This is a genomic window from Sphingomonas immobilis, from assembly GCF_030580995.1.
Classification (GTDB): Bacteria; Pseudomonadota; Alphaproteobacteria; order Sphingomonadales; family Sphingomonadaceae; genus Sphingomonas; species Sphingomonas immobilis.
In genome coordinates, this window is the sequence record NZ_JAUQSZ010000005.1 from 107,463 (window position 1) to 129,911 (window position 22,449).

Here is a 22,449-nt window from a genome sequence, read left to right on the forward strand (position 1 = left end):
TTGCGGCACGAGATCCCAGCTTTCGCTGGGATGACGATGGTTTGGGTCACTCCGCCGCCTCCGCATAATCCTGGCCATGGACGATCTCGGACGAGCAGCGCTGCATCGTCGGGCTCGCGCGGCAGATCGCGTTGGTGAGGTAGAAGTCCTTGATCGGATAGCCGTTCAGCACACCTTCCGCCTTCGCATCGAGCTTCGGCAGCGCCCACTCCAGCTTCGCCAGCCCGAGTTCCGCCAGCAGCGGCTGATCGAGCGCCATGTCGGCGCGCAGTTCCTCGAGCGTGTCGAACGGCAGCGTCTTGCCCATCACGCCCGACAGCGCACGCAGGATCGTCCAGTCCTCGCGCGCGTCGCCCGGCGGGAACACCGCACGCTCGCCGCGCTGCACACGGCCCTCGAGGTTGACATAGGTGCCCGACTTCTCGGCATAGCTCGCACCCGGCAGCACGACGTCGGCCGCGGCCGCGCCCTTGTCGCCGTGATGGCCGATATAGACCTTGAACGTGTCGGCGAAGGCGGCGAAATCCACTTCGTCCGCGCCGAGGAAGAACGCCAGCTTGGGCTTGGCCGCAACCACGTCGGCGATGCCGCCCGTCTGCGCATAGCCCAGCATCAGCCCGCCGTTGCGCGCCGCCGAGAAGTGCAGGACGTTATAGCCGTTCCACCCGTCCTTGATGAGGCCCAGCGTCTCGACCAGCGCGAGGCTCGCGCCCTGCCCGCCTTTCAGCGCACCGCCGCCGACGATCACCATCGGCCGAGCGGCCTTGCCGAATGCCTCGGTCACGGCTTCCGGCAGCGAGCCCAGCAGCGCGAGATCGTCGCCCAGCCATTCGACCTTGTAGGTCAGCTCGGTCTCCGGCCCGATCGCGAAGACCTTGGCGCCCTTCTTGATCGCCTTGCGGATGCGCGTGTTCACCAGCGGCGCTTCCCAGCGCACGTTGCTGCCGACCAGCAGGATCACGTCGGCATTCTCGGTGCCGGCGATGGTCGTGTTGAAATTGACCGCGGCGAGCGACGACGTATCGTAGTCCATCCCCGTCTGCCGCCCTTCGAGCAGCGAACCGCCGCACGCCTGCACAAGCGCCTTGGCCGCGAACATCGTCTCGCAATCGACGAGATCGCCGTGGATCGCGGCGACGCTGCCCTCGAAATCCACCGCAGCGATCTTGACGAACGCCTCGTCCCAGCTCGCCGGGACGAGCTTGCCGTCCTTGCGGACATAGGGCTTGTCGAGCCGCCGCCGCACCAGACCGTCGACGGCATGGCGCGTCTTGTCCGACGCCCATTCCTCGTTGACGTCCTCGTTGATGACGGGGAGCGCGCGCAACACCTGACGGCCGCGGCTGTCGAGGCGAATGTTGGTGCCGACCGCGTCCATCACGTCGATGGTCAGCGTCTTTTTCAGCTCCCACGGCCGCGCCTCGAACGCATAGGGCTTCGACGTCAGCGCGCCGACCGGGCAGAGGTCGACGACATTGCCCGACAGTTCGCTCGTGACCGCGCCTTCGAGGTACGAGGTGATCTGCATGTCCTCGCCGCGCCCGATCGCGCCGATCTCCTCGACGCCCGCGACTTCCTCGGCAAAGCGGATGCAGCGCGTACACTGGATGCAACGCGTCATCACCGTCTTGACGATCGGGCCCATGTATTTCTCGGTAACCGCGCGCTTGTTCTCGTCATAACGCGAATGGCCGCGTCCGTAGGCGAGGCTCTGGTCCTGCAGATCGCACTCGCCGCCCTGGTCGCAGATCGGGCAATCGAGCGGGTGATTGATGAGGAGAAACTCCATCACCCCCTCGCGCGCGTTCTTCACCATCGGCGTGTTGGTGAAGATCTCCTGCTTGTCGGCGGCGGGCAGCGCGCACGATGCCTGCGGCTTGGGCGGGCCCGGCTTCACCTCGACCAGGCACATGCGGCAATTGCCGGCGATGCTGAGCCGCTCGTGATAGCAGAAGCGCGGGATTTCCTTCCCCGCGATCTCGCACGCCTGAAGGACGGTCGCCCCCGCGGGCACCTCGACTTCGACGCCGTCGACTTTAACTAGAGGCATTATTTGATCCCTGCCGTCTGAACGGTCGGGGTCTCCGCCCCACGATACAGCACTTCTGCGATAGCCGCTTCGATCACTGGCCGACTGAAGGTCAGCTTCATTCCTGCTGGGATACAGCCACCCAAGCTGGGCACCAGACTCATCAGTGCCGCTTCCTGCCCCTTGCTCGCCGTTGGAAGCAGGATAGCGTTGCGAGCGCTCGCCTCGTCTTTCGCGATCACACAATTTCCCAGCGACAACAATTCGTTGTCGCGCATCGCGTCTTCGCTGGGATGCGTTAGCGGATCGATATTGAAGCTCACCTTGGTGAGGCTGGGCCCCCAGGTCTGGCCGCGTTGCTGCGCATCCCACCTGCGTCGATAAAGTTCGACGAATAAGGCACCGCGAAGGAGTGGACGCCTCATGGCAATAATGCCGCTGTCCATACATTCATTCGAAGCGGTGCGTTCCAGTGCCTTCCAATACGCCAAGCCCCCTTTAGGTAGCGACAGCGCACGCTCGACACGATCAGGAAAACGCGCGACCGAGCAACGCGCAAATTCCGCAGTAGCAATTCGTGCGCGAACATCATCGGACAGCTTTGGATTTTCCGAAACGCGCACGGGTGCCGGAATCGGCACGAGCGAACCGGTTTCGGCCTTCGCGTGGCGTTGCGCGATAGCCGGCGCAGCACAAAACAGTGCGAAAAAGATGGCGGAAGCAAGCCTCACTCCGCCGCCTCCATCATCGGGGCCGCGCCGCCGTTCTTCTGGTTGATGCGCCGCTCCATCTCGGGGCGGAAGTGCTTGATCAGGCCCTGGATCGGCCACGCCGCCGCGTCGCCCAGCGCGCAGATCGTATGGCCCTCGACCTGCTTGGTCACCTGATAGAGCGTGTCGATCTCGCTGATGTCGGCATCGCCGGTGCGCATCCGCTCCATCACGCGCCACATCCAGCCGGTGCCCTCGCGGCACGGCGTACACTGGCCGCAACTCTCGTGCTTGTAGAAGTACGAGAGGCGCGAGATGGCGCGGACGATGTCGGTCGACTTGTCCATGACGATGATCGCAGCGGTGCCGAGGCCCGATCCGACCTTCTTCAACCCGTCGAAATCCATCGGGCAATCCATGATCTCGGCGGCCGGCACCAGCGGCACCGACGAACCGCCCGGGATCACCGCGAGCAGATTGTCCCACCCGCCGCGAATGCCGCCGCAATGCTCCTCGATCAGCTGGCGGAAGGGGATGCTCATCGCCTCCTCGACCACGCACGGCTTGTTCACATGGCCGCTGATCTGGAACAGCTTGGTGCCCTTGTTCCCCTCCGCGCCGAAGCTGGAGAACCACTCGGCACCGCGCCGCAGGATGGTCGGCGCGACCGCGATCGATTCGACGTTGTTGACCGTCGTCGGGCAACCATAGAGCCCCGCCCCGGCCGGGAACGGCGGCTTCAGGCGCGGCTGGCCCTTCTTGCCCTCCAGGCTTTCGAGCATCGCGGTCTCTTCGCCGCAGATGTACGCGCCCGCGCCCCGGTGGCAGTAAACGTCGAAATCATAGCCCGACCCGCAGGCGTTCTTGCCGATCAGGCCGCGGTCGTACGCCTCGGCGATCGCCGCGAACAGCACCTCCGCCTCGCGGATATATTCGCCGCGGATGTAGATGTAGGCGGCACGCGCGCGCATCGCGTAGCCGGCGATCAGCGCCCCCTCGATCAGCTTGTGCGGATCGTGGCGGATGATCTCGCGGTCCTTGCACGAACCGGGCTCGGACTCGTCGGCGTTGATGACGAGGAAGCTCGGCCGCCCGTCCTTCGATTCCTTGGGCATGAAGCTCCACTTCATGCCGGTCGGGAAGCCCGCCCCGCCGCGCCCGCGCAGGCCCGACGCCTTGATGACGTCGATGATCGCGTCCTGGCCGAGCGCCATCAGATCCTTGGTATTGTCCCAGTCACCGCGCTTGATCGCGGCGTCGAGCGTCCACGGCTGGAAACCGTAGACGTTGGTGAAGATCCGATCCTTGTCAGCGAGCATCATTCTTCCCCCGCATGGCGGCGAACATCGCCACGCCCGCGCCGATGAACGACGCGAAGATCGCTACCCAGACCGCCACGTTCACTTCGGGCCTCCGATAGTCTTGTCCTTGGCGAGCACCAGATAGATCAGCACGCCCACGCCGATCACGAGCAGCGGCCCGAGCAGCGCGAAGGTGAGCTTCAGCACCCAGCCGAGCACGACCAGGCCGCCGATGATCGCGAGGATGGTGACGATCGCGTTCTTGTTCACGATGCCCACTCCCCGCGATAATCGTGGTTGTCGTCGACCATCTCTTTCAGATTGGTCGGGCCGCCGATGGCGCAGCTGTCGCGCCGCCCGGTCTGCGAGCCCGGCGTCACCGCCTTGCCCTCGGCCAGCGCCTCGAGGATCGCGGTGGTGCGGTCGTAATCCAAGTCCTCGAAATTGTCGTCGTTGATCTGCACCATCGGCGCGTTGGCGCATGCGCCCAGGCACTCGACCTCGGTCAGCGTGAACAGGCCGTCGGGCGTGGTGTGGCCCTTCGACAGGCCCTTGTTCTTGCACGCCGCCATCACGTCGTCGGAGCCGCCGAGCAGGCACGGCGTCGTGCCGCAGACCTGCACATGATACTTGCCGACCGGCGCCATGTTGAACATCGTGTAGAAGGTCGCGACCTCGTACACGCGCATGTACGGCACCTCGATCTGGCGGGCCACATACTCGATCACCGGTACCGGCAGCCAGCCTTGGGTCTGCGTGTCCGCCCCCACCTGACGCTGGGCGAGATCGAGCAGCGGGATCGACGCGGATTGCTTGCGGTTCTCGGGATAGCGCGACAGCACTTCCTTCGCCTTGCGCGCATTCTCTTCGGTCCAGGCGAAATCGCCCCAGCGCGCGCGGGTTTCTGCTTCGTCGGGAATTTTCGGCGCGTCGGCCATTATCGGATGAACTCCACGCGGGCGACCTTTTCGCCCTCGAATGTATAGACGGACATGACCTTGAACGCCTCGCCGCCGGGGCTGCGCGACACGTCCTCGTGCAGCACCACCGTCTCGCCGAGGACATATTCGTCGAGGATCTCGGCACGGTTCTCGGGAAATTGCGCAAACATCGCCTTCAGGCCCGAACGCACGCCCTCACGCCCCTCGCGCAGCACCGCGCCGCGATAGGTCGCCTCGCACGCATCCTCGGTCATCAGCGCGACATAGCCGTCGGCATCCTGCGCATTGTAGCGCGCGATCATCTCGCGGGCGGTGGCGAGGCGGTCAGACATGGACATAATTCCCCGGCGCAAGGCGCGGCCGGCACTCAAGCTTGCCTTCTGCGATGCCCGTCCGAACCAAGCATTCGAACTGCTGCTTCGGAAGAAACGACTTCTCCGTCCCGCGCGGCCCAACAACAATCAATTCCCGCAGCGCCGTACCACGGCGTTCGCCCGGCCCGAGCGCTCGGTGGCGGAAAAGCTCGACCAGCCCACGATGCTTCAACTCCGCCAGCGTCGGAACGACCTGCGCGGCAGCCGCCATAGCGATCAGTGCCGCCCTCACCGGTCACACTCCCCGAACACGATATCCATCGCGCCCAGAACGGCCGTGGTGTCGGCGAGCATGTGGCCCTTCATCATGAAGTCCATCGCCTGCAGGTGGCTGAACGCGGTCGGCCGGATCTTGCAGCGGTACGGCTTGTTCGAGCCGTCGGCGACCAGATACACGCCGAACTCGCCCTTGGGGCTCTCGGTCGCGACATAGACGTCGCCCGCCGGCACGTGGAAGCCCTCGGTGTAGAGCTTGAAGTGGTGGATCAGCGCCTCCATCGAGCGCTTCATCTCGCCGCGCTTGGGCGGCACCACCTTGCGGTCGAGGCTGGCGATCGGCCCCTCGGGCATCTCGTTCAGGCACTGGCGCATGATGCGCGCCGACTGCCGCACCTCCTCGACGCGCACCATGAAGCGATCGTAGCAATCGCCGCGCGTGCCGACCGGCACGTCGAAATCCATCTTGGCGTAGACGTCATAGGGCTGCGACTTGCGCAGGTCCCACGGGATGCCCGAACCGCGGATCATCGGGCCGGAGAAGCCCCATTTGATCGCGTCGTCGCGGCTCACCACCGCGATATCGACGTTGCGCTGCTTGAAGATGCGGTTGTCGGCGACGAGGCTGATCGCATCCTCGAACAGGCGCGGCAGGCGCGTGTCGAGCCATTCGCCGATATCGGTCAGCAGCTTGAGCGGCACGTCCTGATGCACGCCGCCGGGCCGCAGGTAATTGTGGTGCATGCGCGCGCCGGACATGCGCTCGAAGAAATTGAGACAATCCTCGCGAATCTCGAACAGCCACAGGTTCGGCGTCATCGCGCCGACGTCCATGACGTGCGACCCGAGGTTGAGCATGTGGTTGGAGATGCGCGTCAGCTCGGCGAAGAACACGCGCAGATACTGCGCGCGGATCGGCACCTCGATGTCGAGCAGCTTCTCGATCGCCAGCACGAAGCTATGCTCCATGCACAAGGGCGAGCAGTAATCGAGCCGGTCGAAATACGGCAAAGCCTGCGTGTAGGTCTTGTATTCGATCAGCTTCTCGGTGCCGCGGTGGAGCAGCCCGACATGCGGATCGACCCGCTCGACGATCTCGCCGTCGAGCTCCATGACGAGGCGCAGCACGCCGTGCGCTGCCGGATGCTGCGGGCCGAAATTGATCGTGTAATTCTCGATCGTGACGTCGCCGACTTCGGGATCGCCCGCGTCGGCCTGGCCTTCGAGTTTCTCGAGATAATCGGCCATTACTTCGGCTCCGCCTTGCCGTCGCCCGTCTGCGCGGGGCTGTCGGTGGTCTTGGGCGTGGTCGGCGCGGCCTTTGCGGACTGCGTCGCATCCGCCTTGACGATCTCGTCGGCCTTGAGCGGCGTCGGCGCACCCTTCGCCTCGGGGAGTGCGGCCTTCTCGTCACCGGGGAGGATATACTCCGCCCCTTCCCATGGGCTCATGAAGTCGAACGTGCGGAAATCCTGCGCGAGCTGGACGGGCTCGTACACGACGCGCTTCGCCTCTTCCGAATAGCGCAGCTCGACGAAGCCGGTCAGCGGGAAGTCCTTGCGCTGCGGGTGGCCGCGAAAACCGTAATCGGTGAGGATGCGGCGCAGGTCGGCGTTGCCGGAAAACAGCACGCCGTACATGTCGTACACCTCGCGCTCCAGCCAGCCAGCGACCGGCCAGAGGCCCGTCACCGACGGCACCGGCTTCTCCTCGTCGGTCTGGACATGCACGCGGATGCGGTGATTGCGCGTCAGGCTGAGCAGGCAATAGACGACCTCGAAGCGATCCGCCCCTCGATCGGGATAATCGACGCCCGCGATCTCCATCAACTGCTGATATTCGAGGCCGGGCGTGTCGCGCAGCGCCGTCATCGTCTCGACGAGCGAGACACGGTCGACATGCAGCGCGACCTCGCCGACCAGATCGGTCGCCGACAGCAGCTTCGCGCCGAGCGCCTGCGCGGCGTCGATCGTCGCGCCGTTCAGGTCGGCGGCGTAGGCGGGTGCTGGCGCCCTCACCGTTCGACCGTTCCCGAGCGGCGGATCTTCCGCTGCAACTGCATGATGCCGTAGAGCAAGGCCTCGGCGGTCGGCGGGCAGCCCGGCACGTAGATGTCGATCGGCACGATCCGGTCGCAACCGCGCACCACCGAATAGCTGTAGTGATAATAGCCGCCGCCGTTGGCGCACGATCCCATCGAGATCACGTATTTCGGCTCGCTCATCTGGTCGTACACGCGGCGCAGCGCCGGGGCCATCTTGTTGCAGAGCGTGCCAGCGACGATCATCACGTCGCTCTGGCGGGGGCTAGCGCGCGGCGCGGCGCCGAAGCGTTCGAGGTCATAGCGCGGCATGTTGACGTGGATCATCTCGACCGCGCAGCACGCCAGCCCGAAGGTCATCCACCACAGCGAGCCGGTGCGCGCCCACTGGAACAGCTCCTCGGTGCTGGTCACGAGGAAGCCCTTGTCGGTCAGCTCGCCGTTCAGCCCGTCGAAGAAGCTCTGATCCGGCGGCAGGATCGCGCCGTCAGCAGGCGCGCGCGTGAGTTCTACTCCCATTCGAGCGCTCCCTTCTTCCAGGCATAGACGAGGCCGAGCGCCAGTTCGGCAATGAACACCATCATCGCGATCCACGCCGTCCAGCTCGCCCAGCCGCCGAGCTTGAACACGCTGACGGCCCACGGATAGATGAACGCCGCTTCCAGATCGAACACGATGAACAGGATCGCCACGAGGTAGAAGCGCACGTCGAACTGGCTGCGCGGATCCTCGAACGCGGGGAAGCCGCACTCATATTCGCTCAGCTTTTCAGGCGTCGGCTTGTGCGCGCCGGTGAAGCGCGCAGCGAGGATCGGCAGGAACACGAACGCGCTGGAAAGCACGAGCGCGACCCCAAGAAACAGCAGGATCGGAAGATATTGCGACAGGTCGATCAAGGGGCTTCTCGCAAGTGCGAAGGATATGCCCCGGGCTTTAGGACGATGGTCTGGACCGGGCAAGGGTTCGGGCGTGTGAGAATGAATCGCAACAAGCGCCGCGCCGGCCAAACGTCACGCCGTATAGAGCGCCCGAAGTCTGGCGATGTCCGCCGCCGACAGCCCCATCTTGTCCTTCAGCCAGCCGCGCGCGCCGCCCGGATAGGTGTCCAGCACCTTGAACGCCGCCGCGATATAGCGGCGGTCCGCCGCGCCCAGCGCCTCGCGCACCCCGGCCGGGGCCTGCGCCAGCGGGCTGTTCGCGCTCGCCGGGCTGGCCCGCATCGTGTTCTGGTCAAGATAGCGGTTGGTGAGCAGGTAATCGGAAATCACCGTTTCGCGCGGCACGCCGAGCGCGGTCAGCAGCAGCGCCGCCGCCACGCCGCTGCGGTCCTTGCCGGCCGAACAGTTGAAGGCGAGCGGCGCGTGACCCGCCAGCAACTCCGCGAACATGCGGCGATACTGGCCTTCGAACTGCCCGAGCATGTGCGGATAGCTCGCCGTCATCGCGACTCGCGCCTGTTCTGCGGTCCAGCCCTTGGGGTCGCCGGCCGGGAAGAACTGCTTCATGTCGAGTTGATAGTCGTCGCTCAGCACGCGCGGCGCGGCTCCGGCGGGCCAGGCGGCCGGCTCGGCCGTGCGTTCGCGCGTGTCGCGGAAATCGCACACCACGACGATGCCCCGCGTTTGCAGATAGGCGTAATCCCTGGCGGTCAGCCCGTGCATCGATCCCGACCGGAACAGCTTGCCCCACACGACATGCCGCCCGCCGCCCGCCGGATAGCCGCCGAGGTCGCGAAAATTGCGGCCGCCCTCCAGCGGCAGCACGCGCTGGTGCGCGACCGCCTGCGCACCGCGCGGCGTCGCCTCGCGCGCCGCGCCCGGCCCCGCCAGCAACGCCAGCCCGGCAAGCACGATTCCGAAACCGGATCTCCGCACACGCATTCACTCTCTCCCGGCTATCGCTTCGGGAAAGTATCCGCGCCGATTATGACACCATGAAGAAGGCGGCCCGCGCCTCCCGCCGGATCAGCGCAGCGCGCCCGCGATCAGCTTGTGCAGCTTCGATTGCAGCGCGTCGTTCGCCGCCAGGAATTCGCTGCGCTCGATCATTCGGTCGCCGCCGCGGAAATCGGTGACGAAGCCGCCCGCCTCGCGCACCAGTAGCATGCCGGCCGACACGTCCCAGGGCTGCAGCGACGATTCCCAGAACCCGTCGAACCGCCCCGCCGCGACCCATGCGAGATCGAGCGCCGCCGATCCCAACCGGCGAATGCCCGCCACCTCGGGCGCGACCGCGCCGAAGATGCGGCTCCACTGCGCGAAATCGCCGTGGCCGAGGAAAGGGATACCCGTCGCGATCAGCGAGTCGGCGAGATCGCGCCGCGCCGACACGCGCAGCCGCGCGTCCTGCAACCACGCCCCCCGGCCCTTCTCGGCCCAGAAGCTCTCATCGGTCAGCGGCTGGTAAACGACGCCCGAGGTGACCTCGCGCTTGCCGTTCGCCAGCGGCTCCTCGACCGCGATCGAGATTGAGAAATGCGGGATGCCGTGGAGGAAGTTGGTCGTGCCATCGAGCGGATCGACGATGAAGCGCGGCTTGGACGGATCGCCCGCGATCTCGCCGCGCTCCTCCATCACGAAACCCCAGTCGGGCCGCGCGTGCGAGAGTTCCTCGAAGATCGTCTGCTCGGCGCGCTTGTCGGCCATCGACACGAAGTCGGCGGGACCCTTGCGACTCACCTGAAGCTGCGAAACCTCGTTGAAATCACGACGCAGGCGCGGCGCCGCCTTGCGCGCGGCGCGGTCCATGACGGTGAGGAGGCCGGAATGGGAGGGCATAGATATCTCTCTCCCCTCCCGCTTGCGGGAGGGGCTGGGGGAGGGCCTGTCAGCAATCGAGAGCGACGTGAGACCCGGACACGCCCTCCCCTAACCCCTCCCGCAAGCGGGAGGGGAATTTTCAGTCGGCTCTTTTGACGTAGGTCCGCTCGTATACGTCCACCACGATCCGCGTGCCCGCGCCGATATGCGGCGGCACCATCACGCGCACGCCGTTGTCGAGCACGGCGGGCTTGTAGCTCGACGAGGCGGTCTGCCCCTTCACGACGGCGTCGGCCTCGACGATCGTCGCCTCGATCTGGCTCGGCAGATCGACCGAGATCGGGCGCTCGTCGTACAGCTCCATCACCACGTCCATGCCGTCCTGCAGGAACTCGGCGGCCTCGCCGATCACGCCCTTGTCGAGCGTGATCTGCTCGTAATTTTCCTTGTCCATGAAGGTCAGCGCCTCGCCGTCGGCGAACAGGAACTGGAAATCCTTGGTGTCGAGCCGCACGCGCTCCACCGTCTCGGCCGAACGGAAGCGGACGTTGTTCTTGCGACCGTCGATGAGGTTCTTCATCTCGACCTGCATGTACGCACCGCCCTTGCCGGGCTGGGTGTGCTGAATCTTGACGGCCTTCCAGATGCCGCCTTCATATTCGATGATGTTGCCGGGACGAATGTCCACGCCGCTGATCTTCATGACCGTATACCTGTGAAAGAGCGAAGGCGGGGCCTTTAGCTGTCGCGAGCGATTCCGGCAAGCGTGGCGGACTGGACACATCGTCACGCCCCCGTCACATTCTCCGCCCGTGCGCACCTTCCTGAATGACGCGGAAAACGCGCTCGGCTCGCCGGTCCGCAATCTGGTGTCGATCGTCGCCTTGGTATTAACCGTCGTGGTGGTGGCGACGCTGGCGTACATGGCCGCCGGCTGGACCTTCCGCGAAGCGATCTACATGGTCCTGCTCACCGTCTACACGGTCGGCTACGGCGAGGTCCGGCCGATCGACACGCCCTATCTGGAAGGCGTCACGATCGGCCTGATGGTGTTCGGCTGCACCGGCATGATCCTGTTCACCGGCGCGCTCGTCCAGTTCTTCACCGTCCTCCAGCTCAAGCAGATATTGGGAGCCAACCGCATGCAGAGCCGCATCGAGAAATTGACCGGCCATGTCGTCGTCTGCGGCTATGGGCGCATCGGCGTGATGCTCGCGCACGATCTCGCGGCGGGCGGCGTGCCTTTGGTGGTGGTGGAGCGCGGCGCGGCCCGCCTCGCCGAGGCGGAGGCCGCCGGGCACCTCTGCGTCACCGGCGATGCGACCGAAGAGGAGGTGCTGATCGCCGCCGGCATCCTGCGCGCCCGTACGCTGGCGACCGTGCTGCCCGACGACGCCGCCAACGTCTTCATCACCCTGTCGGCGCGCAACCTCGCGCCAGATCTCGAGATCATCGCGCGCGGCGAGGCCCCGACGACCGAACGCAAGCTGCTGCGCGCCGGTGCCAACCAGGTCGTGCAGCCGACGCATATCGGCGCCGAACGCATGGCGCGGATGATCCTCTTCCCCGCCAGCGCCACGCTGGAGGGCGACGCCCGCATGACTCAGGTGCGCGGCGATCTCGGCGAGCTCGGCCTCGATCTCGAACTGGTGCCGGTGCTGGCGGGGTCGGCAATGGCCCGCCTCACCGTCGGCGAGGCCGAACGGCAGGGCGCGGGCGCGTTCTTCATCGTCCAGATCCGCCGCGCCGACACCGCCATCTCGCGCCCCGCCAAGGACGAACCGCTCCAGCCCGACGATACGGTTCTCGTGCTGGTCCGCGATTCGGGCAATGCCGCCCGCCGCCTCTTCAACAGCAAGGAACAACTGCGGACCGGGCGCAACGTGTTCTGAGCGCCCCAAAGCCCCTCCCTTTCAGGGGAGGGGCTTGAAGAGGTTACTTCCCCGCCGCCGCCACGTCCTCCGCCACCACCGGCAGCATCACCGCGCTCGCGCCCGCGCCACCGTGCATCAGCGTCACCGTCGCGGCCTTATAGTCGCTTGGGCGCGCCAGGAAGATGTTGGGCACGAAGGTCTGCGGGTTGCGATCGTAGAGCGGAAACAGCGACGACTGCACCTGCACCATGATGCGGTGGCCGGGCTTGAACTCGTGGTTCACCGCCGGCAGCCGGAAGCGATATTCCTGCACCTTGTTGGCCGGGATCGCGCTCGGATGCTCGAAGCTGTCGCGGTAGCGCCCGCGGAAGATATCGAGACTGATGGCGAGCTGATAACCGCCCATCTTCGCGTCGGTCGCATTCTCCTCGGGGAAGACATCGATCAGCTTGACGACGAAATCGCCATCCGTCCCCGTCGTCTTGGCGAAGATATCGGCCCACGGCACGCCGGAGACGCGCACCGTCTTGGTCAGCACCGGCGTCGAATAGCTCACCACGTCGGTCCGCCCGTCGGAGGCGCGCTGGTCCTGCACGAGCCAGTCGCCCCAGCGCCCGTCCTTGAAATTGACCGGACGCGGCAGGTGCGGGACCGGGTTGGCGGGGTCGGAAACGTAGCTGTCGCCGCCGAGGACGCCCTTCTCGAACGCGAGTCCTTTTCCGGCCTGCAGGTACAACGGCGTCAGCGGCGTCGCGCACCCCGTGTCGCACGACAGCGGCCAGCTCCCGAACTTGTCCCAGTGATTGGCGGCGGTGTTGTAGATTGCGGCGGGCGGCAATTGCGCCGGCGGGCCGTCCTTCAGATACTGGTTGAAGAAGGGCAGCACCATGTCCTCGCGATATTGCTGCGCGGTGTCGCCGGCCCATTTGAACGGCCCCAGCTCGCTGCCGGTGCGATTGACCTGGCTGTGCCGCCACGGGCCCATGACGATGTAGTTGCTGGTGCCCTTCCCGGCCTTCACCATCGTCTCATAGGCGTGGATCGCGCCCCACATATCCTCCTGATCCCACAACCCCTGTTCCCACAAGGTCGGCACGTTCGAGGGGCTCTTGGCGAGCAGTTTCGTCAGATCCTGCCCCGACCAGAAATCGTCATATTCGGGGTGCTGCACGACCTTGTTCCACGCCGGCAGCTGGTCGTAGCCCGACGCCTTCGCCCAGTCCCCGGCCGACTTGTCGCGGAAATTCTCGTAATCGTCGTATCCACCAGAACGCGGCGTCTTGCCCTCGCCCTTGTAGCCGGTCTGCGATCCGATCCAGCCGATATTGGCGAGCCGGAATGCGCCATAGTGGAACCAGTCGTCGCCCATCCAGCCATCGATCATCGGGCTCTGCGGCGCGGCGACCTTCAGCGCCGGATGCGGCTTCAACAGCGCCATCACCACCGTAAAGCCCTCATAGGACGAGCCGATCATCCCGACCTTGCCGTTCGACTGCGGCACGTTCGCCTTGTTCACCAGCCAGTCGATCGTGTCATAGGCGTCGGTGACGTGATCGACCTTGGTGTTGTTGAGCGGGCCGACGACGGGGCGCGTGACGATATAATCGCCCTCCGATCCGTATTTGCCGCGAATATCCTGATAGACGCGGATATAGCCCGCCTTTACGAACATCTCGTCGGCGAGCGGCAGCGTGGAGAGTTCGCTCGGCGAATCCATCCGGTTGGCGCGGCCCTTGGCATTATAGGGCGTGCGCGTCAGCACGATCGGCGCGTTCGTCAGTCCCTTGGCATAGACGATGACGGTGTAGAGCTTGGTGCCGTCGCGCATCGGGATCATCACGACACGCTTGACGTAATCCTTCTCCGCCTCGGGCTGCTTGAAACTGCGCGGAATGTCGCCGCCCGGCGCAGCATTGGCCGCCGCCTTGATGTCGGCATCGGACGAGGAGCCGTCGGGGCCCTTCTGCGCGGCGATCGGCGCGGCGGCGAGGAAGGCGGTGGCGGTGAAAAGAAGGGCGATCTTGGCGCGCATGACGGGGGATCTCGCTGCAATCGGGGGAAGGCACTGGGTAGGCCCCCTCCCGCCCCGAGATCAAGCGCGCCGGACGCCCAACACCTCCGCGAACGCCCTGACCGCCGCCGCCTCGTCGCCATCCCAGACTGCGCCCGACACCGCGAGGAAATCCGCGCCCGCCGCGACCAGCGGCGCGGCGTTGGCAGGCGTGATTCCGCCGATCGCCACGCACGGCACCTCGAACATCGTCGCCCACCAGCTCAGGATGACGGGTTCGGGATGATGCTTCACCGTCTTGGTCGCGGTTGGATAGAAGGCGCCGAACGCGACGTAATCCGCCCCCGCCTCGCCCGCTTCCATCGCGAGGTGGCGGCTGTCGTGGCAGGTCACGCCCATCTGCGCCTGGGGGCCCAGCACGTCGCGCGCCTCGCGCGGATCGCCGTCCTCCTGCCCGAGGTGGACGCCGTCCGCGCCGAGCCGCTTCGCCAGCGCGATGCTGTCGTTGACGATGAAAGCGACGTCGCGGTCGGCGCAGATGCGCTGCAACGGCTCGGCCAGCGCGGCGGCGGCGTGCTGATCCACGTCCTTCACGCGGAACTGGAAGGCGGCGACCGGCCCGGCATCCAGCGCGCGCGCCAGACGGTCGGGGAAGCCCCCGCCGGTCTCAAGCGGCGAGATCAGGTACAGCTGGCAGGCCGGGCGACGGTCGTCGCGGCGGAACTGGAGCGCGAAATCGGGGTCGAGCGGGCCGAGCGGATCGTCTTCTGTCATCGCCCGGCCCTAGCGCCCGCGCGCTACTTCGCCAACTCCGCCTCGATCGCGGCGGTCAGCGCGAGGTCGGCGGGCGTGGTCGCGGGCGCGAATCGGCCTGCGACCGTGCCGTCGCGCGCGATCAGGAACTTCTCGAAATTCCACAGCAATTCAGGCGCATCGTTCGGCGTCATGCCATAGCCCTTGAACTTCTCGCGCATCGTGGCGGTATCGCCCTGCGTGTCCGGCGCTTCCGCAATGAGCTGCGCATAAAGCGGATGCTTGTCGGGCCCGGTGACGACCAGTTTCGAGAACATCGGGAAATCGACGTCGTAGGTGGTCGAGCAGAAGGTCGCGATCTCCTCCTCCGTCCCCGGCTCCTGCGCGCCGAAATCGTTGGCGGGGAAGCCCAGCACCGAGAAGCCCTGCTCGCGGTAGGTCTTGAACAGCGTCTCCAGCCCCTCATACTGCGGCGTCAGCCCGCATTTGGAGGCGACGTTGACGACCAGCAGCACCTCACCCGCATAGTCGCCGAGCGTCGTCGGCTTGCCGTCGATCGTCTTGAGCGGGGTTTCCTGGATGGCGGTCATGCGGGCTCTCCTTTGCGGGTTCAGGAGAGTGTAGGTGGCGTCCACGATTCCCGGAAGACCGAAACGCCGCCCTGATCGTCACCCCAGCGAAAGCTGGGGTCTCCTTGTGGCAAGGGCTGTGGCCCGAACCGGGAGATGCCAGCTTTCGCTGGCATGACGGATTTTGGTTACGCCGCGACGGCGACCGGCGTCTTCTCCGTCGATGCGGTATAAATCTCGTCGATCGCCGCGCCGAGCGATGCGTCGAACTCCGCCTCGCTCATCTGGAAGCGCAAATCTTCCAGCAGCGCGCGGCTGAAGCTCGCGATCATGCCGCGGTTCTTGGCGAGCTCGGCGCACGCCTCCGGGCGGGCATAGCCGCCCGACAGCGCCACGACGCGCAGCACGCGCGGATGATCGACGAGCGGATCGAACAGGCCCGACTTCTCGGGGATCGACAGCTTGAGCATGACCTTTTCGGTGCCCGGGAACGCATCGAGCGCCTTGAGCAGTTCTTCGAGCAGGATCACCTCGGCCTCGGCACGCTCCGGGCTCTTGATGTTGAGCTCTGGCTCCAGCATCGGCACCAGCCCGCCGGCAAGCACCTGCGCGCCCACCTCGAACTGCTGCTTGACGATCGCCGCGATGCCCTCGCGGTTGGCGAGGTTGATGACCGACCGCTCCTTGGTGCCGAACACGCCGAGCGCCTTGGAACGCGCGAGCAACGCGTCGAGCTCGGGCATCGGCTTCATCAGCTGCACGCCGTTCGCCTCGTCCTCGAGGCCCTTGTCGATCTTGATGAAGGGTACGACGCCGCGCTCGATCAGCACGGCTGGCACCGGCTTGCCGTCGATGCTGTTGTCCATCGTGCGCTCGAACAGGATCGCGCCGATCACCTTGTCGCCGTTGAAGCTCGGCGCGGTGATGATGCGCTTGCGCATGTCCTGGATGAGGCCGTACATTTCCTCTTCGGTCGACCACGCGTCGCTTTCGACGCCGTAGCCCTTGAGCGCCTTGGGGGTGGACCCGCCGCTCTGATCGAGGGCGGCGATGAAGCCCTGGCCTGCGGCGATCTTGGCGGTCATGTCGACGGTGTTCATGCGGGGCTCCCCTGAGATTTGCTGCGTTGCGGCAAGGATATCATTCTGGTCGGATTCGGCAACCGGGAGGGATGGTTAGCGCGTCAGCGCGGCCACTCCGGGCAATTCCTTGCCCTCCATCCACTCCAGGAAAGCGCCACCCGCCGTCGAGACGAAAGTGAAATCCTCCCCGGCCCCGGCCTGGTTGAGCGCGGCGACGGTATCGCCGCCGCCCGCGACCGAGACGAGGCTCCCCGCCTGCGTCAGCGCCGCCGCCGTCCGGGCGAGCGCGACCGTGGCGGCGTCGAAGGGCGGCGTCTCGAACGCGCCGAGCGGCCCGTTCCACACCAGAGTCTTGCAGGTCTTGAGCACGTCGGCGAGCGCTTCGACCGCCGCCGGGCCGACGTCGAGGATCATCTCGTCGGCAGCGACCTCGTGGACGTTGACGGTGCGCAACGACGGCGGGTTGGGCGCGAATTCCTTCGAAACGACCACGTCATAGGGCAGATGGATCGTGCAGTTCGCGGCTTCGGCGGCGGCGAAGATCTCCTCCGCCGTGCCGACGAGATCATGCTCGCACAGCGACTTGCCGACATCGACGCCGCGCGCGGCGAGGAAGGTGTTGGCCATGCCGCCGCCGATGATGAGGTGATCGACCTTGGCGACGAGATATTTCAGCACGTCGAGCTTGGACGAGACCTTCGCCCCGCCGACCACCGCCGCGACGGGATGCTCCGGGGTGCCGAGCGCCTTGTCGAGCGCGTCGAGCTCGCACTCCATCGCCCGGCCCGCGAACGCCGGAAGCACCTTGGCGAGCCCTTCGGTCGAGGCATGGGCGCGGTGCGCGGCAGAGAAAGCGTCGTTGACGTAGAGATCGCCCAGCTTCGCGATCTCGGCGATCAGCGCAGAGTCGTTCTTCTCCTCGCCGGCGTGAAAGCGCGTGTTCTCCAGCACGGCGATATCACCGTTCAAAAGCGTCGCGACCGCCGCCTCCGCGCCGTCCCAGTCGATGAAGCGCACCGGACGGCCGAGCACTTCGCTGTACGGCTTGGTCACCATCGCCAGCGACATTTCGGGGTCGCGCTTGCCCTTGGGGCGGCCGAAATGGGCCAGGACGAGGACGATCGCGCCCTTGTCGGAAAGTTCGGCGACGGTGGGCACGGTCGAGCGCAGGCGGGTGTCGTCGGTAACGGCACCGTCCGCCATCGGCACGTTGAGATCCTCGCGCACCAGCACGCGCTTGCCGGCGATATCGCCCATGTCGTCGAGCGTCTTGAAAGTGCGTGCCATCATTTATTCCTCGATGCTGATGCTGTCGCCGACCTTGATATGCCCCTCGGCAATGACCTTCGCGCAAGCGCCGCCGCGCCAGTCGGGCAGCAGCGCCGCCTTGAGACCCTCGGCCAGCGCCTCCATCCGTTCGCACGGATCGGTCTCGCGCGTCACCTCGAGCACGACGTCGGCACCGATACGCAGGCGCACGCCCGCGACCTGCGGCAGATCGAGCCCGTCGACCAGGAGGTTCGAACGGCGCTCGATCCAGTCGATCGTGTGGCCGACCTCGGCCATCGCCGCCACCCAGTCGCCGCGTTCGATCAGCGTGACCTGGCGCTTGTAGGGCTTGCCCTTCATCGCGCCGCGATAGTCTCCCGCGACGCCGCCGGCGAAGGTGATCTCGGCTTCCGAGATCGCCTCCATCGGTCCCTTCACGATGGCGTGACGGGCGATGCCGAGAAGAACGCCCATCATGCTACCCGTTAGAGGAACTTCGCGATCGCGCCGGCCGTGTCGAGCATACGGTTCGAGAAGCCCCATTCGTTGTCGTACCACGACAGTACGCGCACGAGCTTGCCGTCGATCACCGACGTCTCGAGGCTGTCGATCGTCGAGCTGTGCGCGTCGTGGTTGAAGTCGATCGAGACCAGAGGCTCGTCCGTATAATTCAGCACGCCCTTCAGCGGGCCCTCGGCGGCGGCCTTGAGCAGCGCGTTAACCTCTTCCTTCGTGGTGTCGCGCACCGGCTGGAAGGTCAGGTCGACGACCGAGACGTTGGGCGTCGGCACGCGGATCGCCGAGCCATCGAGCTTGCCCTTCAGCGCGGGCAGCACTTCCGCGACAGCGCGCGCGGCGCCGGTCGTGGTCGGGATCATCGACATGCCAGCGGCGCGGGCGCGACGCGGATCTTCATGGATCTGGTCGAGGATCTTCTGGTCGTTGGTATAGGCGTGAATCGTCGTCATCAGGCCGCGCTCGATGCCGATCGATTCGTGCAGCACCTTGGCGAAGGGCGCGAGGCAGTTCGTGGTGCAGGATGCGTTCGACACGATCTTGTGCTCTGCCGTCAGCTGGTCGTGATTGACGCCGAACACGACCGTCAGATCGACTTCCTTGCCCGGTGCCGAGATCAGCACGCGCTTCGCGCCGGCATCGAGATGCGCCTGGCCGCCCTTGCGGTTGGTGAAGAAGCCGGTGCATTCCAGGGCGATGTCGATGCCCTGCGCGGCGTGCGGCAGCTTGGCGGGATCACGCTCTGCCGTGACGTGGATGCGCTTGCCGTTGACGACGAGATCGTTGCCGTCGACCTCGATCGCGCCGGAGAATTTGCCGTGGACGCTGTCATGCATGAACAGGCGGGCATTGGCCTTCGCGTCGGCGAGATCGTTGATCGAGACCAGTTCGAGGTCGTGGTCGGTACGTTCGAGGATGGCGCGCGCGACGTTGCGCCCGATGCGCCCGAAACCATTGATCGCAACCTTGACGGTCATTCCCGGAATTCCTTTTCGCTGGTGCAGCACGAGTCTTCAGACGCGCGCGTCTTTGCGGCGGCTGGACTTGCAGGTCAACCGTGGCTGTTCTGCGATACTGGCCCAAATCGATATTGCCGCGCGCTCCGGTCGTGCTAATCGGGGACGATGGCGGACGTTTCACCCCCAGCCGCGCTCGACCGGATCGAGCGCGCGATTGCCCGTATCGAAGCGGCGGTTTCGAACCGCGACCGTGCGAACGATACGCTTGCGCGCCGCCACGACGCGCTTCGCGCGCGCGTAAAAGGCGCACTCGACGAACTCGACGCTATCATTGCCGCGGGCGATGCTTCCGGGGAGGACGCGGACTGATGGCTGACGTGACCCTCACCATCGGCGACCGCCGCCATACCGTCGCCTGTCCCGCCGGCCAGGAGGATCAAGTGCGGCGGCTGGGCACGATGCTCGATGCGCACTGGGCCGATGCGTCGCGCGCCTCCGGCGGGCTCGACGGGGAACGCACGATGCTGTTCGTGGCCCTGATGCTCGCCGACTCGCTCAACGACGCCGAGCGGCGTGCGCCGACGGAAGGCGGCGGCAGCGTGCATCTCGACCGCGTCGCGGCCCGGCTCGAGGATCTGGCCGATGCCCTTGAGAAATCGGCGCGGAACGCCTAGATTGTCCGGTGGCGGGCACTGCCCGGTACGAGCCTTTATTATCCCTGAGGCTATTCATCATCCAAGGGGGCTGTCCCTGCCCGGGTCCTGGCCCGAAGCACATGGTCCCCACCTGACGTACCGTGCGTCAGAGGATAACCCGGCACACGGCCACGGCGGTCCCGCCACCCGCTCGGCGCGCACGCCGATAACCTCGTTATCGGCGAGACGCGTCAGCGCGGCCGGGCTCGGCCCTGGCCGAGCTCCGACGACGCGGCTTCGCCGCGGCGGGCAGAGGTGAGAATGAACAAACCCACCCTCCGCGCCCACGCCCGAGCCGCACGCGACGCCTTCTTCGCGAGCAGCCCCGCGCCCATCGCCGCCCCCGCCGAGTTTCTCGAACACCTGCGCGCAGGACTCACCGTCACCTCGTACGTGCCGCTAGGCAGCGAAGCGGACCCCGTGCTGCTCGCCCGCGCGGCGGTGGAGGCGGGCTGCCTCATCGCCCTCCCTCACGTCACCACGCGCAGCGCGCCGATGCGCTTCCTCGCATGGGATGCGGCCGACGACCTCCATGTTGGGCCGATGGGGTTGCAGCAACCGCATCACGAGGCCCCCGCGCTCGCCCCCGACATCATCCTGACGCCGCTGCTGGCGTTCGACGCGAAGCTCGACCGGCTCGGCCAGGGCGCGGGCTATTACGACCGCGCCTTCGCCGAATTTCCCGGCGCTTTGCGAATCGGGGTTGCGTGGGCGGTGCAACAGGTCGATTCGCTACCGGTCGATGCGTGGGACATGCCGCTCCACGCCGTCATCACCGAATCAGGATGGATCTCTCGGCCATGAACCCCAGCTGGCGCAAACCCTTCGGCATGCTCGCCATCCTGATGCTGATCGTCGTGTGGGTGGTGATCGTCGCGAGCTTTTCCGCGATCGTATGGAACTGGCACTGGCTGGCGCAGCTCGTGTTCTACATCGTCACCGGCCTGATCTGGATCGCACCGCTGAAACCGATGTTGTCGTGGATGGAAACCGGGAAATGGCGTTCCTGGTAGGCCATTCCGCAAGGGGAATGGCGCGAGTGACGGGGCTCGAACCCGCGACCTCCGGCGTGACAGGCCGGCGCTCTAACCAACTGAGCTACACCCGCTTGGAAAGCGTGAGGCGCGGCCACTAAGCGAGCCGCCCTACCCTGTCAACCGCTGTCGGCACCGTTGTTCGAATAGACGCCCGGCCGCGGCGCGCGCGCGTCATGCTCGAACAGGAAGCCCGCGATATCGGGCTTGCCGATCGCGCCCAGCACGGTCTGCAGGATGATGAGCAGCGGCACCGCCAGCAGCGCGCCCGGCGTGCCCCAGATCCAGCTCCAGAAGCTGATCGAGATGAGGATCAGGATCGGGTTGATCGTCAGCCTGCGCCCGACGATCAGCGGCGTGATCGCATTCGCCTCGACGAGGTGACAGCCGATCATCAGCACCGCCGGAAAGCTCGCCGCCCAGATGTCCTTGAACGTCATCAGCCCGCCCAGCCCGAGCAGCAGCGCCGCCGCGATCGGGCCGAAGTACGGGACGTAGTTGAGCAAGGCGACGATGCCGCCCCACATCAACGGATAAGGCATGCCCATCGCCCACAGCACGCCCGCGACGATCAGGCCGAGGATCAGGTTGATCATGGTGATCGTGCCCAGATAGGCGGCGGTATCGTCGACCACGTCCTGGATGACGCGCGCGGTCGCCATCGCGCCGCCGAAGCTGGAGCGGCTGGTAATCGTACGCTTCCTGAGGCGGGTCCAGCCGGCGAGGAAGAAATAGATGACGAGGATCGCGAAGAACACCTGCACGATCGCGGTCGGCGCGGAGGTGGCGGCGAGTTCCAGAATCGAATTGGGCGGCGCGACGGCGGCGGTCTGCGGCGCGCGCACCGGGCCGGTCGCGGCGAGGTGACGGACGGTGCGGTTGAGGTATTTTTCGAGGCTGGAATAGAGATCGATCAGCGGCGCGATGTTCATCTGGATGCGGTCGATCCGCTCCGGCAGCTTGCGGAAAAATTCGATGGCGGGAACGACGATCGCCGCCAGCGCGATATTGGCGGCGAGCAGAAACAGCAGGATGCAGGTCAGCGCCGCCAGCGACGAGGGGACGCGGTGCCGCTCCAGCCACTCCAGGATCGGCACCAACGCGATGGCGATGACGAGCGCGGCGGTGGTCGGCAGGAAGAATTCCGCCCCCGCCTTCAGCGCGAACGGCAGCGAGATGGCGAGGCCGATGCCGGCGAACAGCGTGAGCGAGGCGAGCAGGCGGTCGCGGCGGTTGTTGGCCTCGAGAATCGCGTCGTAGGGAGGCTCCCTGCCCGTCAGATCCGCCCCGCCCGGTTCAACCACTCGCCGCCCCTT

General features: G+C 66.1%; 27 protein-coding genes and 1 tRNA gene. 5 read left to right on the forward strand and 23 right to left on the reverse strand.

The features are described 5' to 3' along the window. Nucleotides 1-46 precede the first annotated feature (46 nt). From nuoG to efp, 14 genes are all read right to left on the reverse strand, one after another. Nucleotides 47-2,050 (reverse strand): NADH-quinone oxidoreductase subunit NuoG, encoded by a 2,004-nt coding sequence (nuoG, locus tag Q5H94_RS08920; protein WP_304560912.1) that lies wholly within the window; start codon nt 2,048-2,050, stop codon nt 47-49. Further along, nucleotides 2,050-2,760: a hypothetical protein gene (locus Q5H94_RS08925; RefSeq protein WP_304560913.1), complete on the reverse strand. Its 711-nt coding sequence runs from the start codon at nt 2,758-2,760 to the stop codon at nt 2,050-2,052. Before Q5H94_RS08925 ends, nuoG begins: the two co-directional genes overlap by 1 nt. Beyond that, the gene (gene nuoF / locus Q5H94_RS08930) at nt 2,757-4,058 is read right to left on the reverse strand and encodes an NADH-quinone oxidoreductase subunit NuoF (RefSeq protein ID WP_304560914.1); all 1,302 of its coding nucleotides are present in this window, start codon (nt 4,056-4,058) and stop codon (nt 2,757-2,759) included. Before nuoF ends, Q5H94_RS08925 begins: the two co-directional genes overlap by 4 nt. 81 nt (nt 4,059-4,139) lie before the next feature. Continuing rightward, on the reverse strand, nt 4,140-4,310 hold the full coding sequence (locus Q5H94_RS08935) for a hypothetical protein (RefSeq protein ID WP_304560915.1): 171 nt from the start codon (nt 4,308-4,310) through the stop codon (nt 4,140-4,142). Further along, complete coding sequence (locus Q5H94_RS08940) at nt 4,307-4,978, reverse strand: complex I 24 kDa subunit family protein (protein WP_304560916.1); 672 nt, start codon at nt 4,976-4,978, stop codon at nt 4,307-4,309. The genes Q5H94_RS08935 and Q5H94_RS08940 overlap by 4 nt, the downstream gene beginning before the upstream one ends. Further along, nucleotides 4,978-5,313 (reverse strand): nuclear transport factor 2 family protein, encoded by a 336-nt coding sequence (locus tag Q5H94_RS08945; protein ID WP_431312149.1) that lies wholly within the window; start codon nt 5,311-5,313, stop codon nt 4,978-4,980. The genes Q5H94_RS08940 and Q5H94_RS08945 overlap by 1 nt, the downstream gene beginning before the upstream one ends. After that, on the reverse strand, nt 5,306-5,587 hold the full coding sequence (locus Q5H94_RS08950) for a hypothetical protein (RefSeq protein ID WP_304560918.1): 282 nt from the start codon (nt 5,585-5,587) through the stop codon (nt 5,306-5,308). Before Q5H94_RS08950 ends, Q5H94_RS08945 begins: the two co-directional genes overlap by 8 nt. Next, nucleotides 5,584-6,819 carry an NADH-quinone oxidoreductase subunit D gene (locus Q5H94_RS08955; protein ID WP_304560919.1) on the reverse strand — a complete coding sequence of 412 codons (1,236 nt, stop codon included), beginning with the start codon at nt 6,817-6,819 and terminating at the stop codon, nt 5,584-5,586. Before Q5H94_RS08955 ends, Q5H94_RS08950 begins: the two co-directional genes overlap by 4 nt. Then, nucleotides 6,819-7,589, reverse strand: coding sequence for an NADH-quinone oxidoreductase subunit C (locus tag Q5H94_RS08960; protein WP_304560920.1), 771 nt, complete (start codon nt 7,587-7,589; stop codon nt 6,819-6,821). Before Q5H94_RS08960 ends, Q5H94_RS08955 begins: the two co-directional genes overlap by 1 nt. After that, nucleotides 7,586-8,131: a NuoB/complex I 20 kDa subunit family protein gene (locus tag Q5H94_RS08965; RefSeq protein ID WP_304560921.1), complete on the reverse strand. Its 546-nt coding sequence runs from the start codon at nt 8,129-8,131 to the stop codon at nt 7,586-7,588. Before Q5H94_RS08965 ends, Q5H94_RS08960 begins: the two co-directional genes overlap by 4 nt. Then, nucleotides 8,122-8,508: an NADH-quinone oxidoreductase subunit A gene (ndhC, locus tag Q5H94_RS08970; protein WP_304560922.1), complete on the reverse strand. Its 387-nt coding sequence runs from the start codon at nt 8,506-8,508 to the stop codon at nt 8,122-8,124. Before ndhC ends, Q5H94_RS08965 begins: the two co-directional genes overlap by 10 nt. A gap of 114 nt (nt 8,509-8,622) precedes the next feature. Beyond that, nucleotides 8,623-9,492 carry a tyrosine-protein phosphatase gene (locus Q5H94_RS08975; RefSeq protein ID WP_304560923.1) on the reverse strand — a complete coding sequence of 290 codons (870 nt, stop codon included), beginning with the start codon at nt 9,490-9,492 and terminating at the stop codon, nt 8,623-8,625. An 84-nt stretch (nt 9,493-9,576) separates the two neighbouring features. Further along, entirely contained in the window at nt 9,577-10,389 is an 813-nt protein-coding gene (locus tag Q5H94_RS08980; RefSeq protein WP_304560924.1) for an inositol monophosphatase family protein, read from the reverse strand. Nucleotides 10,390-10,510: 121 nt separating this feature from the next. Then, a complete protein-coding gene (gene efp, locus Q5H94_RS08985) occupies nt 10,511-11,074 on the reverse strand; it encodes an elongation factor P (RefSeq protein WP_304560925.1) in 564 nt (187 codons plus the stop codon). Nucleotides 11,075-11,183: 109 nt separating this feature from the next. Between efp and Q5H94_RS08990 the strand changes: the two genes are divergently transcribed. After that, nucleotides 11,184-12,263 carry a potassium channel family protein gene (locus tag Q5H94_RS08990; RefSeq protein WP_304560926.1) on the forward strand — a complete coding sequence of 360 codons (1,080 nt, stop codon included), beginning with the start codon at nt 11,184-11,186 and terminating at the stop codon, nt 12,261-12,263. 43 nt (nt 12,264-12,306) lie between these two features. Here the strand turns inward: Q5H94_RS08990 and Q5H94_RS08995 are convergent, their stop codons facing one another. From Q5H94_RS08995 to gap, 7 genes are all read right to left on the reverse strand, one after another. Next, nucleotides 12,307-14,277 carry a CocE/NonD family hydrolase gene (locus tag Q5H94_RS08995; protein ID WP_304560927.1) on the reverse strand — a complete coding sequence of 657 codons (1,971 nt, stop codon included), beginning with the start codon at nt 14,275-14,277 and terminating at the stop codon, nt 12,307-12,309. A 60-nt stretch (nt 14,278-14,337) separates the two neighbouring features. Then, on the reverse strand, nt 14,338-15,030 hold the full coding sequence (gene thiE / locus Q5H94_RS09000) for a thiamine phosphate synthase (RefSeq protein WP_304560928.1): 693 nt from the start codon (nt 15,028-15,030) through the stop codon (nt 14,338-14,340). A 23-nt stretch (nt 15,031-15,053) separates the two neighbouring features. Then, nucleotides 15,054-15,599 carry a glutathione peroxidase gene (locus Q5H94_RS09005; protein ID WP_304560929.1) on the reverse strand — a complete coding sequence of 182 codons (546 nt, stop codon included), beginning with the start codon at nt 15,597-15,599 and terminating at the stop codon, nt 15,054-15,056. 167 nt (nt 15,600-15,766) lie between these two features. Continuing rightward, nucleotides 15,767-16,678, reverse strand: a complete 912-nt coding sequence (locus Q5H94_RS09010; RefSeq protein ID WP_304560930.1) for a fructose bisphosphate aldolase — start codon at nt 16,676-16,678, stop codon at nt 15,767-15,769. 75 nt (nt 16,679-16,753) lie between these two features. Beyond that, nucleotides 16,754-17,947 carry a phosphoglycerate kinase gene (locus Q5H94_RS09015; protein ID WP_304560931.1) on the reverse strand — a complete coding sequence of 398 codons (1,194 nt, stop codon included), beginning with the start codon at nt 17,945-17,947 and terminating at the stop codon, nt 16,754-16,756. 3 nt (nt 17,948-17,950) lie between these two features. Further along, nucleotides 17,951-18,403, reverse strand: coding sequence for an MOSC domain-containing protein (locus tag Q5H94_RS09020; protein ID WP_431312150.1), 453 nt, complete (start codon nt 18,401-18,403; stop codon nt 17,951-17,953). Between the two features lie 11 nt (nt 18,404-18,414). Then, nucleotides 18,415-19,422, reverse strand: coding sequence for a type I glyceraldehyde-3-phosphate dehydrogenase (gap, locus tag Q5H94_RS09025; protein ID WP_304560933.1), 1,008 nt, complete (start codon nt 19,420-19,422; stop codon nt 18,415-18,417). A gap of 147 nt (nt 19,423-19,569) precedes the next feature. Between gap and Q5H94_RS09030 the strand changes: the two genes are divergently transcribed. From Q5H94_RS09030 to Q5H94_RS09045, 4 genes are all read left to right on the forward strand, one after another. Continuing rightward, nucleotides 19,570-19,773, forward strand: coding sequence for a hypothetical protein (locus Q5H94_RS09030; RefSeq protein ID WP_304560934.1), 204 nt, complete (start codon nt 19,570-19,572; stop codon nt 19,771-19,773). Further along, nucleotides 19,773-20,078, forward strand: a complete 306-nt coding sequence (locus tag Q5H94_RS09035) for a cell division protein ZapA (RefSeq protein ID WP_304560935.1) — start codon at nt 19,773-19,775, stop codon at nt 20,076-20,078. The genes Q5H94_RS09030 and Q5H94_RS09035 overlap by 1 nt, the downstream gene beginning before the upstream one ends. Before the next feature lie 282 nt (nt 20,079-20,360). Then, the gene (locus tag Q5H94_RS09040; protein WP_304560936.1) at nt 20,361-20,903 is read left to right on the forward strand and encodes a 5-formyltetrahydrofolate cyclo-ligase; all 543 of its coding nucleotides are present in this window, start codon (nt 20,361-20,363) and stop codon (nt 20,901-20,903) included. Further along, on the forward strand, nt 20,900-21,112 hold the full coding sequence (locus tag Q5H94_RS09045; RefSeq protein WP_304560937.1) for a DUF2842 domain-containing protein: 213 nt from the start codon (nt 20,900-20,902) through the stop codon (nt 21,110-21,112). Before Q5H94_RS09040 ends, Q5H94_RS09045 begins: the two co-directional genes overlap by 4 nt. A gap of 18 nt (nt 21,113-21,130) precedes the next feature. Here the strand turns inward: Q5H94_RS09045 and Q5H94_RS09050 are convergent. Together Q5H94_RS09050 and Q5H94_RS09055 are read right to left on the reverse strand one after the other, a co-directional pair. Continuing rightward, nucleotides 21,131-21,207, reverse strand: a tRNA-Asp gene (locus tag Q5H94_RS09050). A 45-nt stretch (nt 21,208-21,252) separates the two neighbouring features. Then, nucleotides 21,253-22,413 (reverse strand): AI-2E family transporter, encoded by a 1,161-nt coding sequence (locus Q5H94_RS09055; protein ID WP_304561067.1) that lies wholly within the window; start codon nt 22,411-22,413, stop codon nt 21,253-21,255. Nucleotides 22,414-22,449 lie beyond the last annotated feature (36 nt).